The organism is Numidum massiliense, assembly GCF_001375555.1.
Taxonomy (GTDB): Bacteria; Bacillota; Bacilli; order Thermoactinomycetales; family Novibacillaceae; genus Numidum; species Numidum massiliense.
Genome location: NZ_CTDZ01000009.1, coordinates 187,966 through 203,121 on the forward strand (window position 1 = coordinate 187,966; position 15,156 = coordinate 203,121).

Sequence of the window (15,156 nt, forward strand, 5' to 3'; positions counted from 1 at the left end):
ACCTGTTCGTCGTGTAAAACCATCTGCAGAACAACCGCGTTCGTGGGAAAACGAGTGATCGTTTTGTGGTGTCGTTATAAGGTGGGGAGTGCAAAAGTATGTTGCACCCGAGATCTAGTGAGAAGGAGGACAAATGCGATGGAAGAAGAGGAGCGACTCAAACAAATGGCGATCCTTTCGGGGAGGATCGCCGAAGCCGAGGAAGATTTGCGAAAGAACGCAAGGAAAATTGAACAGAATGAACAGACGATAGGCGAAGTTGAACAGTCTATGCAGCAGGGGAAGTGGCTCTTGGAAGCGATGCAAACAGGATGGTCCGGCGAGCGGGCGCATCAGTTCTACAATCAATCGTCAGCCGGACTGTTCGAAGCCAAACGGCACATAGAACACGCTCTGTACGAAGAACAGGAAGCGCTGCAAACGCAAAGGAAGCAGTTAAGGGTGAAACAAGACCAGTTGCAACGCACATACGCGCAACTGAAAACGAGGGGGCATGAGTCGTGGGATTAAAAATACATATGCCTGAAGTGCATCAACAGATCCAAACGATCAATGGCGTGTTATCGATGAAAAATACATTTGCTCATAACATCCTAGCTGCGTTGGAGTCATTCGTCGAGGATACAGAGTTAAAAGGCAGCGCCTATCAGTCAGCAAAAGATTATTTTAACGCGACGTATGTTGCCTTAACAAAAGGGATGATTCGAGTACACGAAGAAATGATCGCCGGCAATGAGCGCTTCATCCAGCAGTTTACGAGCGAGGTAGACTCCTCGCCAAGTGCCATCATCGACGAAGACCAATTAAGACGACAAATTGACGAGCTAAATAATTGGAAGAGAAAATTAATGGATAAATTGAACGGTAACTTTGAGAATCTCATCAACGATAAGCTTAACATTGAACAGTTGGCACAAACGATTGCCGCTCTGCGCCAATTTAACTGCAGTAGCGCAGATATATACGACTCAGCAAAATTTTTAATGGAACAGATTCAAGCGGGTTTAAGGGCGGTCAATTATTACAGCACTTGGGATGCGAAAACGAATCGTTATACCCATCAGCTAAAGGACCTATCGTGGAGCCGTATATTGCAGAAGGACTGGGATTTCTCTCGGAAAACAGAACGAGAACGATTTATTGACCAGATGAAGGAACAATACGGTTTTTCCGACGACGAAATAGAGATTATGGAGAAACTACGGAAGAAATTAAAGAAAAGATACCCGAAGCTCTCGTCAAAACAGCTTGACTGGTATTTCTCGCGACTGTTGGGAGGGTTTGTTTATGGCGATTCCGAAGGAGAAAGCATTTGGAAAGACTTAGGGAATAAAATTGCTTGGGAGTCGACGGCAGGAAACCCATATGTCGATGTAGAATACCTCACACTGGATGGGCAACTTGTTCGCTTAACGGAAGAATTCTACTTTACTAAGGTATTAGGTATATCGGAAGAAGAGTATAGATTGTTGAGGTACAAGGTACGGATTCAGAACTTCATAGTCGGCAGACCAAACGTTTTTAGTTGGGAGGTGATAGTTGATGACGGTTACTCATATTTATATAAAAGTAAATTTGAGGAAGCGACGGGTCGCAAGTTAAGTATGGAAGAGTTCAAGAAAAAATGGGAAGAGCAGTATGATGCAATGAAACATTGCGGTGATTTTGCTCACCAAATGATCATCGTTGCGACATTAACATATGAAAATCCCCTACCTTCCTTGGCAGATATTGTTACCTTGGGGGAAACCGATGATAATGCGGGTTGGTTAGGCGATGCCACTAATGATAAAGATGGCCCACTTAGCATGGGGCCGGACGATTACAAAGCGGATTTAGACGCGGTGAACATTCACCACTTGATGGAGACTAAGGAAATATCTTACATCAAGGCCAGTAATCAATATTACCGTGACCTCGATGCGAAATATACGCGGGCTGAAATGTTCCGGAAGATCAAGAGCTTGAAAGAAGTTAAAAAGGCTATTTTGGCAAAGTTGAAGGTTGATACGATGGAAGAGGTTCGTAAAATAGCACCCGACACGTATAACTTTTACCGGAGCTTGGAGGACGGGAACAATGAAATGGGTGATTACCGATGAGCATGCGGTGGAAGATTGCACTTATCTTGCTTGTATTGTTGGCTGCACTGTATCTTTATAAGACGAGTCAAATCAAGAACGCATTTGATGAGATGTATTACGATAAAGTGCCGTCGTTTTTTGGCGGTTATAGTCCAGCCAGTTTTAAAGGGACGAGAATATTGGGACCTTTAAGCGACGGCGTACGTTTCATGGCGGAGGATAGTATTTATGAAAGCGTCAATAGTGATTATTTAAAGTCAAATGAAGTATATAATCTTTATTTCTACAAAGATGAAGCAAGAATAGTTCTCAGTTTTAATAAATTTATTGCAGCAAAGACGAATGTGAGGGTTAAGTATGAATATGGTGTAAATGAACGTAAAATAAGTGAATATCCGATTATAGTTATTACTGAGGGCTCTAATGGAAGAAGCAAAGTCATTCGCGGTCATACAGATGTTACAGAGTTCCTTAAGAAGCGAGGCATCACCGAGCGTACAATAGAGGAATATCGGCATTACATGCTGTACGATACGCTGTTAGCCAATTGGTTTAAGGAAAACAAAGGCAAATCGAAATTTGACCTTAACAATATAGGGGAGTTAACAATTGTTAAGGAATGATTTTGACTCTCTTATAAGGCTACGATTTATGTGATCCGGAACGACGGCATGGTTGACCAGTCCAGTAGACCATGAACAATCACCTTCATAATTCCAAGCGATTCAAATCACAGCTACATTCCAATTTGTGCTAGGTAGGGGAAAATGGCAGGAGCAGTATGACTCAATGAAAGATTGCGGTGATTTTGCTCACCAAATGATCATCGTTGCGACATTAACACATGAAAATCCTCTGCCTTCTTTGGCAGATATTGTTACCCTAGGAGAAACAGATGACAACGCTGGTTGGTTAGGCGATGCCACTAATGATAAAGATGGCCCACTCAGCATGGGGCCGGACGATTACAAAGCGGATTTAGACGCGGTGAACATTCACCACTTGATGGAAACGAAGGAAATATCTTACATTGAGGCCAGTAATCAATATTATCGTGACCTCGATGTGAAGTATACGCGGGCTGAAATGTTTCGGAAGATCAAAAGCTTGGAAGAAGTTAAGAAGGCTATTTTGACAAAATTGAAGGTTGATACGATGGAAGAGGTCCGTAAAATAGCACCCGACACGTATAACTTTTACCGGAGCTTGGAGGACGGAAACAATGAAATGGGTGATTACCGATGAGCATGCGGTGGAAGGTTGCACTTATCTTGCTTGTATTGGTGGCTGCGCTATATCTTTATAAGACGAGTCAAATCAAGAACGCGTTTGATGAGATGTATTACGATAAAGTGCCGTCGTTTTTTGGCGGTTATAGTCCAGCGAGTTTTAAAGGGACGAGAATATTGGAACCCTTGGATAATATGGCTAGATATATAGCAGAAGACCATATTTCTGAAGGGTACAATAGTAGTTACTTGAAGGAAAACGAAGTATACAATATATATTTTTATCGTGGGACAAAAAAAATAGTCCTTAGCTTAAATAAGTTAATTGATGAGAGAACAAATTTAAGGGTAAAGTGCGAATATAATGTAAAGAACCGAGAGATGAGCCAACTTCCCGTTACAGTTATTACAGAAAATTCGAATGGTGAAAGCATAGTTATTGAAGGTCACACTCGTGTTATAGACTTTCTTAAAAAGCATGGCATCACCGAGCGTACAATAGAAGAATATCGGCATTACATGCTGTACGATACGCTGTTAGCCAATTGGTTTAAGGAAAACAAAGGCAAATCGAAATTTGACCTTAACAATATAGGGGAGCTAACAATTGTTAAGGATTGATTATTAAGGCGATAGCAATTTATGTGATCTGAAACGATGGTTCCATTCAAGCGTTTTAGATTGCAGCTATATCCTAAATTGTGCCAAGTTATAGGAAAACGGAAAGAGCAGTATGACGCAATGAAAGATTGCGGTGATTTTGCTCACCAAATGATCATCGTTGCGACATTAACATATGAAAATCCCCTACCTTCCTTGGCAGATATTGTTACCTTGGGGGAAACCGATGATAATGCGGGTTGGTTAGGCGATGCCACTAATGATGAGGCCAGTAATCAATATTACCGTGACCTCGATGCGAAATATACGCGGGCTAAGATGTTTCGGAAGATCAAAAGCTTGGAAGAAGTTAAGAAGGCTATTTTGACAAAGTTGAAGGTTGATACGATGGAAGAAGTCCGTAAAATAGCACCCGACACGTATAACTTTTACCGGAGCTTAAAGGATGGGAAAAATGAAATGGGTGATTACCGATGAAAATGCGGTGGAAGATTGCACTTATCTTGGTTGTATTGGTGGCTGCGCTGTATCTTTATAAGACGAGTCAAATCAAGAACGCGTTTGATGAGATGTATTACGATAAAGTGCCGTCGCTTTTTGGCGGTTATAGTCCAGCGAGTTTTAAAGGGACGAGAATATTGGAAGCTATAGATGACATCGCTCGTTATATGTCAAAAGACTTTATTTCTGAGTTTTATAATAGTGGTTATCTGAGGGATGACGAAGATTTATATCTGTATTTTTATAGAAACAAGGAGGTATTACTGCTCAGTTTTAATAAAATGATCGATAGCAAAACTAGTATTCAAGTTAATTATGAGTATGTTGTAAATAGGAAAGAACTTAAGCAACTTCTGATCAAGATTTACACTGAAAATCCTAATGGAGACGATATTATCATAGAAAGGCCGTATGAAGTTACAAAATTCCTTAAGAAACACGGCATCACAAAGCGTACAATAGAGGAATATCGGCATTATATGTTGTATGAGACGCTTCTGGCCAATTGGTTTAAGGAAAACAAAGGCAAATCGAAATTTGATCTTAACAATATAGGGGAGTTAACAATTGTAAAGCAGTGATTGTTAATAGAATAATAAATGTTAATATATTAATAGCGTTATTAGGGTTTATAATATCCAATATCTGACAATAATCCGCTAATTCCTGTCTCTGTTGATAAAAATAATTCCTGTTTCTATGGAAAAAAATTAAGTATTTTTTCGATTTATCAAAGAAGGTGTCTACCTACATGAAAACGCATGCTTGACAGCAAGTTCACATACAATCAAGTGTATACATTCGATCCAATTTAGCGAACCAGTCGAGCGATGAAGCCATGGAAAAAAAGAAGAAATCTAAAAAGAATGGAGGAATGCTGGATGCAACATCATTCCGTACAAATGTATAACTATCACACGTGGGCCAACCAACAGGTGCTTGCCCACTTGCGTGAACTTCCCGAAGACATTTTTCGACGGGAGATTCCTAGCGTTTTTCCTTCGATTTCCGAAGTGCTCGTTCATATGTACGTCGCCGATAAAATGTGGGTAGAGGCGTTGCGCAAGAAGCTGCCCTTTGACGACGTAGCAAAGCTAAGTGAACAGTTGAAGGACGAAATGGCAACGAAAAACCTAGAGGAAATGGATGCGATGTTTGGCCAGTCTTCCGAGGAGTGCCGAACATTTTTCGCACAACATTGCGACTTGGAGAAGACTTTTACGCTAGAACACCCAAACTGGGAAAAAAAACAACTTCGCATTGCCGATGTGGTTGATCACCTCGTCAATCACGGGACGTACCACCGGGGACATATTTCGGCGATGTTACGCCAAATGGGGCACAAAGGCGTGTCTACTGACTACGTGTTTTATTTGTTACGCTAATCGTCAAGAAAAACGTGTCTATACTTGAAAATGCATAAAACGCCGCCGTTTGATACGGTTTAACAAAATTGTATAGAATGCAACTATTTTTCTCAGAATGACCTTGAAATGAACATCTTGAAGTGATAGACTAAAAATCATTAACATAAGGTGATTATTTGTACATGTTGTATAAATAACACCTTTTTTTATTCTACATTGTGGAGGCGATGTCAACAATTTATGGATCAATTTGTCGAGAGTTTTACTAGGACGTTTATCGGTTTTGTGAAAGCGGCAGGCGTAACATTGCAATTGACGGTCGTGTCTCTATTGTTAGCTTCTGTCATCGGTCTCGCGTTTGCTTTTTTGAAACTGTCGAAGCGGCGTACGCTGCGGTTAATTGCGGACGGTTACATTGGCATCATTCGTGGGACACCGTTAATTGTGCAAATCATGTGGTTATATTTCGGAATTACCAAATTTGTCGTATTGTCTAAGTTTTGGGCGGGTGCTTTAGCACTAGCGATTCACAGTGGTGCTTACATTGCCGAAATATTCCGTGGATCGATCCAGTCGGTTGATAAAGGCCAAATGGAGGCGGCACGTTCGTTAGGAATGTCCAACACGTTGGCGATGAAGCGAATTATTTTACCCCAGGCGCTACGGCGCGCAATCCCTCCGCTCGGAAATCAGTTTATTATCGGTTTGAAAGATTCCTCTCTCGTCGCGTTTATTGGAGTGACGGAAATTTTCAACTTATCGATGAGTGAGGCTGCAGCTACGTTTCGACAACTAGAATTTTACACTATTGCTGGGTTGTACTATTTAGTACTGATCCTACTGTTTACGATGATCGTGAACAAAATTGAGAAGCGGCTCGACCAGGGGAGGAGGTGATTGGCGGGATGATTAAAATACGGGGGTTACAGAAAAAGTTTGGCGATGTATCGGTGTTGAAAGATGTTAGTTTGGATGTCGGGGAGCAGGAAGTTGTCGTTATTCTCGGTGCGAGCGGCTCGGGAAAGAGCACGTTACTTAGGTGTATGAACTGTTTGGAGATAAAAGATGCGGGACAATTATGGTTCGATGGGCATCGAATTGAACCTTACAGCACCAATATAAATCAGATTCGCGCCGACATTGGCATGGTCTTTCAACATTTCAACCTATTTCCCCATATGACCGTGTTAGAAAACGTGATTGAGGCACCTGTACACGTCAAGCGCGATAATAAGGCAGATGCAAAAGAACAGGCACTATTGCTACTAAATAAGGTAGGAATGGCCGATAAAATAGACGTTTATCCGGAAAAGTTGTCCGGGGGGCAAAAACAACGGGTGGCGATTGCCCGGGCGCTAGCGATGAATCCGCGTGTCATGTTGTTCGATGAGCCGACGTCAGCGCTCGATCCCGAGTTGGTCGGGGAAGTGTTGCAAGTGATGAAAGAGCTCGTGCAAGAGAGCATGACAATGGTTGTCGTCACACACGAGATCGGTTTTGCCCGCGAAGTGGCAGACCGAGTCGTATTTATGCACGACGGAGTCATTGCCGAGGAGGGGAAGCCGGATGAATTTTTCCGCAATCCGCAGCACCCGAAGGCAGAACAGTTTTTAAATAGTGTGTTATAAGAGGAGGAACGAATTTGCGCAAGTATTGGGGACTGGTTGTTATTTTGGCCGTGATGCTTTTGGCGGTCGCTTGTGCGACAGAGGAAAACGGTCAAGTAGACGGCGCTAATGGTGAAAAAAAGGGGGATGGTGAGGTATTTACGTTTGCCATGAGTGGGCTTTACCCCCCGTTTAACTACCAAGATAGTGGTAAGTTAACGGGCTTCGACGTCGAAGTTGGGATCGCCCTCGCAGAGAAAATGGGGATGAAGCCTGAACCCGTGTCCAACCCGTGGCAGACGATATTAGCAGCACTAGAATCGGGTAAGTTCGATGCGATTATCGGGAGTATGGCGATTACGAAACAAAGGGAAAAGAAGGTTGACTTTTCTGACCCGTACTACGAATCAGGGGCGCAAATCTTCGTATCGCATAAAAACTCTTCCATTAAAAAAGCGGATGATTTAAAGGGGAAAGAGATTGGTGTAGTCGTTTCGAGCAGTTTTGAGAAGGTGGCGAAGGAATACACTGATAAAGTTGTGACGTACGACAGCGATGTGACAGCACTGCAAGATTTACTCGTCGACGGTCGTCTCGATGCCGTTATTACCGACGAATTAGTCGGGAAACACGCCATTAATCATAACGGCTTGAAAGTGAAACCGGTCGGTGACCCTCTTTATACAGATAAAATGGCGATTGCCGTGCAAAAGGGAAATAAACAATTGCTAGAGAAAATTAACAAGGCGTTAAAAGAAATAATCGACGACGGCACCCATGCTAAAATTAGTGAAAAGTATTTCGGCGAAAATATATTGAATTGAGTACTTTAGGGGATTTTGAACATAGTAAACGAATAACGGGGAAACGGTGAACGCTCCCTGTTATTCGTGTACTACTGTTCGTTAAACAAATGGGTTGTAGAACCGATTTCCGTCGTGGAAGGTGACGATGAGCGATACGATTAAGACGGCGGCGACAAAGGTGAGGGCGACATAATCTTGTGTTTGAAATGGGCGGGCGGCATACCACGTCCGTTTGTTGTTTTTGCCGAAGCCGCGTAGCTCCATCACATTGCTAATCGTCTCGATACGTTCGAGGCTGGAAAAAATGAGCGGCAAGACGATCGCGGAGGCGTTTTTAATCCTCTTAAACAACTTTTCTTTGCGCGATAGGTCGATGCCGCGCGCCTGTTGTGCGAGTGAGATGTCGCGAAAGTCGCGCTGAATGTCCGGGATGTAACGTAAGGCGATCGCGACCGAGTAGGCGACGCGGTAACTGACGCCGATCCGGTTGAGCGAGGATGCGAACTCGCTCGGATTGGTCGTCAAGATGAACAGCAACGCCGTGGGGATGACGGTCAAATATTTAAGCGTCACGTTAAATTCGTAAAACAACTGTTCCGCTGTGACGACATAGTTGCCGGCAATCGGAAACAGCACGTGTTTCGTCCCGTAAATTTTCACCCCCTCTTGCGGAGAAAAGATGAAAATGGCAACATCGTTTATTATGAGAAATATAAGTATAAAATAAATAATGAACGATATTTCGCGCCATTTTACTTTCGATATTTTAAAAATGACGATACTCCCTACGAATAAAAAGAGGAGGACGCGCGTGTCGTATGTGAGCATGCCCGCCGCCGACCACATGAGAAAACAGAGCAGTTTCGTCGCCCCAGTTAAGTTGTGAATCGGCGACTGGCGCTCGATGTACGATAACATGTCTACTGCCACGTCGCACGCACCTCCTGATCGTACGCGATAAAATGTTGCACAAATTGCCGCGGATTGGCTAGATGAGCGCGTTCAGCTAACGTAAAAAGTGACGTTTCTTTTAGGTTAGCTCGTGCGATGAGTTCGCGGTCGGTTAGGATATTCGCCGCAGTGTCGTCGGCGAGTGTCGTTCCGTCCCCGATGACGATCGCCCGCGGGGTGTATTCGAGCATTAAGTGCATGTCGTGGGTAATCATGAGAATCGTCACCCCTTGACGGTTGAGCTGCGATAAAAACTCCATAATTTCCGTATAATGGCGAAAGTCTTGCCCCGCTGTCGGCTCGTCCAAAATGATCACTTCCGGATTTAACACTAAAATGGAGGCAATCGTGACGCGTTTTTTTTGTCCAAAACTTAGTGCCGCGATCGGCCAGTTGCGATACGGATACAAACCGCAAACTTTTAGCGCTTCTTCGACCCGCGGGCGTATGTCTGCCTCGGGAACACCGCGCACGACGAGGCCTAAGGCGACTTCATCGAAGATCATGTGTTTCGAGATCATTTGATTCGGGTTTTGCATTACCATGCCGATACGTAATGCCCGCTCTTTGATCGTGTCCGCTGTAATGTCTCGCCCATCGAATAAGATGCGCCCGCCGTTCGGTCGTTCAAAGCCGCAAATTAATTTGGACAGCGTCGACTTACCGGCACCGTTTTTGCCGACGATGCTCACCATTTCTCCCTTAGATACTGCAAAAGAAACGTCTTGCAGCACTTTTTTCCCGGGCGCGTAACTGAAGCTAATGTTCTTTAGCTCCAATAGCGGGGCAGCGTCGCTTCGTGCGGCGGGTAGATGCGTACTTGCCAACCAGTTCGTCAGCTTCTGTTTGCATGAGTCTAGCTGAATGTGTGCAATGTGCCGTGGGCGCATTGCCGATGTAATCTCACAACCGGCATATTTCAATGCGGTCACGTACAGCGGTTCCCGTATGCCGCAGTCTTCCAACACTGTCGTCGCGAGCAGTTCGTCCGGCGGCAGAGCGGCGACGATGCGGCCTTCGTTCACGACGACGATGCGATCGACCTCGCGGTATAACACGTCCTCCAACCGATGTTCGACGATGACGACCGTCGTGTCGGTCTGCTGTTGGATGAGATCAATCAGTTCAATCGCGTGCTTTCCTGTGGCAGGATCCAAGTTCGCGAGCGGTTCGTCGAACAGTAAAATATCGACGTCGTCGACCATGACGCCCGCTAGGGCGACACGCTGTTTTTGGCCACCGGACAACTGGTGCACGCCGGAGGGCAAGTGGTCGTTCATGTCGACCATTTGCGCCACTTTTTCGACGCGCGTGCGCATTTGCGCTTGCGGCACGCAGTCGTTTTCTAACGCAAAAGCGATGTCCTCGCCAACGGTGAGGCCGATGAACTGGCCATCCGGGTCTTGCAAAACCGTACCGACCACTTTTGATAGCTTAAAAATGCTCTTATCCTTCGTTTCGCGCCCAGCAATGGTCAAGCTTCCGGTAATGTCACCTTTGTAGGAAAAAGGGATGAGTCCGTTGACACAGTGGGCGAGGGTGCTTTTTCCCGAACCGGAAGGTCCGATGATGAGCACCTTTTCGCCTTTGTAAATCGTCAAGTTAATATCGTAAAGCGTCGGTTCCGCTTGGCTGCGGTACTTGAAGCCGAAGTTTTTAAACGCGATGATCGGTTCTTTAGTCATTCGTCCTTTAATGATCGGTTACACCTCATTCTTTGTGTAAGCTACCGCTTTTCGTGCGCGATTTCGCGTATACAGTGACTAATAATGTTCCTAAGATGCCGACGCTCAACATGTTGAGCCCACCGGAGACGATCCCCTGTAAAAACACTTTGTTCGCCGGTTCGGCGTAAATGACGATATCGAGGATCGGGGCGATTAACGGCCAGCCAATCGCTTGAATAATTACTTGGGCGATGTTGAAGCGCACGATTTGTTTTACGCCGAATTCGCCTTCTTCAATGTTGATTTTTTTGAAGGCTAGTCCGAACAGGAAGCCGACGAACGCGGACACGAGGACCCAACTCCACCAAGGTGAACCATAAAAAATGGCGTCCTTTAGTGCGTGTCCGATGAAGCCGATGAGCCCGCCAGCTACCGGGCCGTACAGTAGCGCCATTAAGGCGAGAAAGGCGTAGCTCGTTTCAATCGTCGTATTCGGTACTCCGGTAGGGATGACGACGAAACGACCTAAAATGACGAATACTGCCGTGCCGATGCCGATGGCGACGATCGTTTTCGTACTAAGTTTTTTCTCTCCCACACAGACCACGTCCTTTTCTAAATAATTAATAATTTGTAATCGAGCAAAATCCGATTCAATGGGTCCGAATCAACGACAACGAGTCAACGGCAACGAGTCAACGGCAACGAATCGACGGCAACGAATCGACGGTTACGGATGATGGATACGCGCATTTATGTTGCTAATTATTCGTAAACGATTTTCGGCGCTTTGCGGATGGCGATGCGCCAATCGATGCCAGTGCCGATGTTGTACGCATTGGCAAACGACCCTTGATTGATCGCTACGCCTAAATTGTCGAGCGAATTGACGTACACGATCGGTTCGCCGACGCGAATATCGCTGAAGGAGCGTCCGAACACGATGATATTTTTGTACACGGTCCGTTTTCGCGTGTAGTTTTCAATCGTTACTTCGACGGATTTGCCGTACGCGATTCCTAGATCAGTAAACAGCGAGCGGTGAATATTCGTCCACAAGTTGCCAAAGCGAACGTCCAAAATATCAATCGCTCCCGTAATGACGTCGTCTTGCAGCTTGGTCGGAACGAGGGGTAATAAGGCGATCGAATCGACGGGTACTTCTGGTCCCACTTCTTCGAAACGAATGACGTTTGCAGCCAAGCGCGCGCCGGTATAGGCGTAAATGTCCCGTCCGTGAAACGTATAAGATTCCCCGGAATTCGGGAGTCGGTTTACCGATTCGTCGATGGTGCGCACTTCGGCAATCGCGTCTTTAATGTGAGTCAATGTCCCGTTGTCCGGCGTAATAATGTACTGTCCGGCGGTCGTTTTCACGGCAATGCTGCGGCGAGTAGACCCTACTCCCGGGTCGACGACCGATACGAACACGGTCCCTTCGCGCCAGTAAGCGACAGTTTGCAAGAGGCGATAGGACCCTTCCCATATGTTATATTGGGGAATGTCGTGCGTCAAATCAAAAATGCGGAGGTTTGGATCGACCGAGTTGGCCACCCCGTACATTGCGCTGACGGCCCCATCACTAGTCCCAAAATCCGATTGTAATACTAAAGCGTTCGACATGTGTCTCGTCTCTCTCCTTCTTGTCTAATAAATTAAAAAACCCCGCCCTTAATAATTCAAGGGCGAGGTTTAATTCCCGCGGTACCACCTAGATTTACTATTTGCTCACACAAATAGCCTCGACAAGTACGGAGCGCAGTTTCCAATGCGGTATGCCAAGCCTTTTCCGCCTGCTTCGTCCCCCAGTTGCGTACTTGGCGTAGCGTACGTGTCGCAACGCGCCAGAGTACTAGCGGAGGAAGATCGACAAGGTGACAGCAGCTGAGATTAGCGGCTTAACATATGTGTGCACTGCTTTGCTCTTATACTGTGGTATTGTTAACGAGTACCAAATCTCGTCGTCCCCTACTCAGATCCTCCAGTGAGATGTGGATCGGTTCAGTTGACGCAGCTCGGAGACCATTTTTCACTTGCACCGTTTTTTGCTTCTTTTCAGCTACCGAAGCTCTCTGGAGAAAAAACAGTTGCAGCTACTTTTCTCGTCATCGCCTTTGCTGTTTCAGTGTACTGTTGGCTTAACGCCTCGTGTGTTGTCTTTCGTGTTGTAAAGATTATTGGATACTATATCGCACAGTGGAAAAAATGTCAACGGTGAAATTGTCCCCAGTCAAGTTAGCGATCAGCGGAGGCCTCCCCAAAAGAAATACACTGCAAGATTAAGAGATTACATAAGGACAATTAATGTGGATTCATCCTCAACTGCGTTGACATTCGTATAGAAAAAGGGTAATATTTTGTATGTAAGCGATCTCTAGCAAGTCTTATAGCGTCAGAGGTTGTTCATTTAGGGTTGCGACATGTTATCAAGCGCTGTTATCCGCTAATGAATGATGTGAATGCCATGATGCTACTTGGGTTTCTTGTCAGAAAATATCTCAATCTCTAGTAGACAAGCATACGGTGAAGCAGACCGGAGTTACATTTTACTGTTGATCGTTGGGGGGTGATGACGATGTAACGGTAGGAGGGTACGCGACGTCGTTCATTTTGGAAGATCTACTCATTGTTTGGAAACTTCCAGTGAAAAATGAGGAAACAATAGGGGGTAATTAAAGTAATGAAGCGTGTCACAATGACGATTCTCTCTGCGGTGCTTTTAGTTGCGTTGTTGTTAATAGGGCCGATCCCACAAGTTGCCGATGTGCAGGCAGCACCGAAGTTCCAAATGCCTTTTCCTTGTGGGCAAAAGTGGCAAGGAAGCACGCGGAAAAATCATAGTCCTAAGCTTGCCGTCGACTTTAGTCGTTCCGGTGCAAAAGGAAAAGCAGTCGTCGCCTCCGCGGGCGGTACTGTCGAAGTCGTTACAGACCTTAAGAATAGGAGCTACGGGAAGTACGTCGTGATTAACCACGGTGGAGGTTGGAAAACGTACTACGCACACTTGAACTCGTTTAGTGTGAAAAAAGGGCAGAAAGTGTCGATGGGAACGAAAATCGGCACGGTCGGCAGCACAGGTAATTCAACTGGTCCTCACTTGCACTACGAGCAAAGGTACAATGGGAAATTGCAGTATATCAAGTTAAACGGCAAAAAGATTACCTACTACGGTAAAAAGACGTACACGAGTAACAATAAGTGTGGCAGCGGAGGTGGCGGTAAAAAGCCAGTCACAGGAACGGTAAAGACGAGCGGTAAGAACTTAATTGTCAGGTCTGGCCCGGGCACGAAGTACAAAGCGGTCGGTACGCTGAAGAACGGGCAAAAAGTAACGATTACGTGCCAGACGAAAGGAAGTAAAGTGAAGGGTACATACGGCACGAGTACCCTCTGGAATAAAGTGGGGAAAGGCTACGTGTCTGACGCTTACGTTTATACGGGCTCGAACAAGCAAATTGCGCCAACTTGTAAGAAGTAGGCGTCTGTTAGGCGCCTGTTTACAAATCGGTGGGGATGTCTGTAATGGGCATCCCCACTTATAGCGGAAGGCCTTTTTATTGGGGTAAGCCCAGTTGCCGTGTTAATCCTAATCTACGCGGTGCCAAAATTTCCGGTAAAACAACCGATTGACTAACAAAAACGTCGGTAGCCAGCTCGTCAGCCACCAGAGATCGAAAACAATTTTTTTCTGCCTCGTTTTTCCTCGAATCGGTAATTTACCCGTACATGACGCGATCGTTGTCACTTCTCTACGACGAGTCCGTCGGCTATCCAGTTAATAAATAAGGCCATCGTCTCCTCGTACCATTCCTCATCGATTAACTCTCGTTGCATAGTTTCGTCGGTTAATCGATTGAGCGGCCCTATTTCGCGAAATAAGTCGCGGAAAGATAATTTTGAGGCTAGATTGCCCCAGAATGCTTTTGATTCATACTCATCGACCAATGTCCCCAGCCGCTCCTCAACTTCAAGTGAGGCGTAATATTTGGTACCGTGTTGTTGGAGGACATCGTCCCCTACGTCAAATTGTTTGGCGTAAGAAAAAATATGTTGCTGATTTTGTTCGTAAACTTCAATGGTTTCATGAGCGCCACGCGAGCTGTTAGCAAGCCAATTACCTAAGTAGACGACTTCTATTAATTTTATGTACTGCGCTTTGCTTAGCTTAATTTTCAATCGAGGTCCGTCCTTCCTTAAAGGATGCATTTTGTTTAACGATTGATCCAACACCATTCTGGCATTGTTCCCATAAACGTTGTCTATTAATCTACAGCATCGTACACTCCCTAGTGCCGAAAGTGAATCGTAACGAAGTGTCACAAA

Annotated in this window: 17 protein-coding genes; 12 read left to right on the top strand and 5 right to left on the bottom strand. The window is 45.3% G+C overall.

The window, feature by feature from the left end:
* The first annotated feature begins 138 nt into the window (after window positions 1-138).
* The 11 genes from BN1247_RS01480 (at window position 139) to BN1247_RS01530 (ending at window position 8,233) form a co-directional block, all read left to right on the top strand.
* On the top strand, window positions 139-510 hold the full coding sequence (locus BN1247_RS01480; protein WP_054948796.1) for a DUF3958 family protein: 372 nt from the start codon (window positions 139-141) through the stop codon (window positions 508-510).
* Complete coding sequence (locus BN1247_RS01485) at window positions 501-2,102, top strand: T7SS effector LXG polymorphic toxin (protein WP_054948797.1); 1,602 nt, start codon at window positions 501-503, stop codon at window positions 2,100-2,102. The genes BN1247_RS01480 and BN1247_RS01485 overlap by 10 nt, the downstream gene beginning before the upstream one ends.
* A 2-nt stretch (window positions 2,103-2,104) precedes the next feature.
* Window positions 2,105-2,707 carry a TipC family immunity protein gene (locus tag BN1247_RS01490; RefSeq protein WP_261796054.1) on the top strand — a complete coding sequence of 201 codons (603 nt, stop codon included), beginning with the start codon at window positions 2,105-2,107 and terminating at the stop codon, window positions 2,705-2,707.
* A gap of 166 nt (window positions 2,708-2,873) precedes the next feature.
* Entirely contained in the window at window positions 2,874-3,329 is a 456-nt protein-coding gene (locus BN1247_RS01495; protein ID WP_054948799.1) for a hypothetical protein, read from the top strand.
* A gap of 2 nt (window positions 3,330-3,331) precedes the next feature.
* Window positions 3,332-3,934 carry a TipC family immunity protein gene (locus tag BN1247_RS01500; RefSeq protein WP_261796055.1) on the top strand — a complete coding sequence of 201 codons (603 nt, stop codon included), beginning with the start codon at window positions 3,332-3,334 and terminating at the stop codon, window positions 3,932-3,934.
* Window positions 3,935-4,054: 120 nt separating this feature from the next.
* A complete protein-coding gene (locus tag BN1247_RS01505) occupies window positions 4,055-4,411 on the top strand; it encodes a hypothetical protein (protein ID WP_147675153.1) in 357 nt (118 codons plus the stop codon).
* 2 nt (window positions 4,412-4,413) lie between these two features.
* Window positions 4,414-5,016, top strand: a complete 603-nt coding sequence (locus tag BN1247_RS01510; RefSeq protein ID WP_261796056.1) for a TipC family immunity protein — start codon at window positions 4,414-4,416, stop codon at window positions 5,014-5,016.
* 300 nt (window positions 5,017-5,316) lie between these two features.
* On the top strand, window positions 5,317-5,820 hold the full coding sequence (locus tag BN1247_RS01515) for a DinB family protein (protein WP_054948803.1): 504 nt from the start codon (window positions 5,317-5,319) through the stop codon (window positions 5,818-5,820).
* A gap of 222 nt (window positions 5,821-6,042) precedes the next feature.
* Window positions 6,043-6,699 carry an amino acid ABC transporter permease gene (locus tag BN1247_RS01520; RefSeq protein ID WP_054948804.1) on the top strand — a complete coding sequence of 219 codons (657 nt, stop codon included), beginning with the start codon at window positions 6,043-6,045 and terminating at the stop codon, window positions 6,697-6,699.
* Window positions 6,700-6,707: 8 nt separating this feature from the next.
* Window positions 6,708-7,430, top strand: a complete 723-nt coding sequence (locus BN1247_RS01525; protein ID WP_054948805.1) for an amino acid ABC transporter ATP-binding protein — start codon at window positions 6,708-6,710, stop codon at window positions 7,428-7,430.
* A gap of 53 nt (window positions 7,431-7,483) precedes the next feature.
* Window positions 7,484-8,233, top strand: coding sequence for an ABC transporter substrate-binding protein (locus BN1247_RS01530; RefSeq protein ID WP_082415995.1), 750 nt, complete (start codon window positions 7,484-7,486; stop codon window positions 8,231-8,233).
* Window positions 8,234-8,314: 81 nt separating this feature from the next.
* On the opposite strand, the gene BN1247_RS01535 is transcribed toward BN1247_RS01530, so the two are convergent.
* From BN1247_RS01535 to BN1247_RS01550, 4 genes are all read right to left on the bottom strand, one after another.
* Complete coding sequence (locus tag BN1247_RS01535; RefSeq protein WP_054948807.1) at window positions 8,315-9,145, bottom strand: energy-coupling factor transporter transmembrane component T family protein; 831 nt, start codon at window positions 9,143-9,145, stop codon at window positions 8,315-8,317.
* Entirely contained in the window at window positions 9,136-10,851 is a 1,716-nt protein-coding gene (locus BN1247_RS01540; protein ID WP_054948808.1) for an ABC transporter ATP-binding protein, read from the bottom strand. The genes BN1247_RS01535 and BN1247_RS01540 overlap by 10 nt, the downstream gene beginning before the upstream one ends.
* Before the next feature lie 25 nt (window positions 10,852-10,876).
* A complete protein-coding gene (locus BN1247_RS01545; RefSeq protein WP_054948809.1) occupies window positions 10,877-11,431 on the bottom strand; it encodes an ECF-type riboflavin transporter substrate-binding protein in 555 nt (184 codons plus the stop codon).
* 167 nt (window positions 11,432-11,598) lie between these two features.
* On the bottom strand, window positions 11,599-12,456 hold the full coding sequence (locus BN1247_RS01550; protein WP_054948810.1) for an SAM hydrolase/SAM-dependent halogenase family protein: 858 nt from the start codon (window positions 12,454-12,456) through the stop codon (window positions 11,599-11,601).
* Between the two features lie 1,057 nt (window positions 12,457-13,513).
* On the opposite strand from BN1247_RS01550, the gene BN1247_RS01555 reads away from it, so the two are divergent.
* Complete coding sequence (locus tag BN1247_RS01555) at window positions 13,514-14,311, top strand: M23 family metallopeptidase (RefSeq protein WP_054948811.1); 798 nt, start codon at window positions 13,514-13,516, stop codon at window positions 14,309-14,311.
* Between the two features lie 263 nt (window positions 14,312-14,574).
* Here the strand turns inward: BN1247_RS01555 and BN1247_RS01560 are convergent, their stop codons facing one another.
* On the bottom strand, window positions 14,575-15,009 hold the full coding sequence (locus tag BN1247_RS01560) for a hypothetical protein (protein WP_054948812.1): 435 nt from the start codon (window positions 15,007-15,009) through the stop codon (window positions 14,575-14,577).
* Window positions 15,010-15,156: the final 147 nt, after the last annotated feature.

Excerpts from the sequence above, each read along its gene's own strand:
- BN1247_RS01480 (WP_054948796.1), top strand. The coding sequence starts at position 139 with ATGGAAGAAGAGGAGCGACTCAAACAAATGGCGATCCTTTCGGGGAGG.
- BN1247_RS01490 (WP_261796054.1), top strand. The coding sequence starts at position 2,105 with ATGCGGTGGAAGATTGCACTTATCTTGCTTGTATTGTTGGCTGCACTG.
- BN1247_RS01495 (WP_054948799.1), top strand. The coding sequence starts at position 2,874 with ATGAAAGATTGCGGTGATTTTGCTCACCAAATGATCATCGTTGCGACA.
- BN1247_RS01500 (WP_261796055.1), top strand. The coding sequence starts at position 3,332 with ATGCGGTGGAAGGTTGCACTTATCTTGCTTGTATTGGTGGCTGCGCTA.
- BN1247_RS01505 (WP_147675153.1), top strand. The coding sequence starts at position 4,055 with ATGAAAGATTGCGGTGATTTTGCTCACCAAATGATCATCGTTGCGACA.
- BN1247_RS01510 (WP_261796056.1), top strand. The coding sequence starts at position 4,414 with ATGCGGTGGAAGATTGCACTTATCTTGGTTGTATTGGTGGCTGCGCTG.
- BN1247_RS01515 (WP_054948803.1), top strand. The coding sequence starts at position 5,317 with ATGCAACATCATTCCGTACAAATGTATAACTATCACACGTGGGCCAAC.
- BN1247_RS01520 (WP_054948804.1), top strand. The coding sequence starts at position 6,043 with ATGGATCAATTTGTCGAGAGTTTTACTAGGACGTTTATCGGTTTTGTG.
- BN1247_RS01525 (WP_054948805.1), top strand. The coding sequence starts at position 6,708 with ATGATTAAAATACGGGGGTTACAGAAAAAGTTTGGCGATGTATCGGTG.
- BN1247_RS01530 (WP_082415995.1), top strand. The coding sequence starts at position 7,484 with ATGCTTTTGGCGGTCGCTTGTGCGACAGAGGAAAACGGTCAAGTAGAC.
- BN1247_RS01540 (WP_054948808.1), bottom strand. The coding sequence starts at position 10,851 with ATGACTAAAGAACCGATCATCGCGTTTAAAAACTTCGGCTTCAAGTAC.
- BN1247_RS01550 (WP_054948810.1), bottom strand. The coding sequence starts at position 12,456 with ATGTCGAACGCTTTAGTATTACAATCGGATTTTGGGACTAGTGATGGG.
- BN1247_RS01555 (WP_054948811.1), top strand. The coding sequence starts at position 13,514 with ATGAAGCGTGTCACAATGACGATTCTCTCTGCGGTGCTTTTAGTTGCG.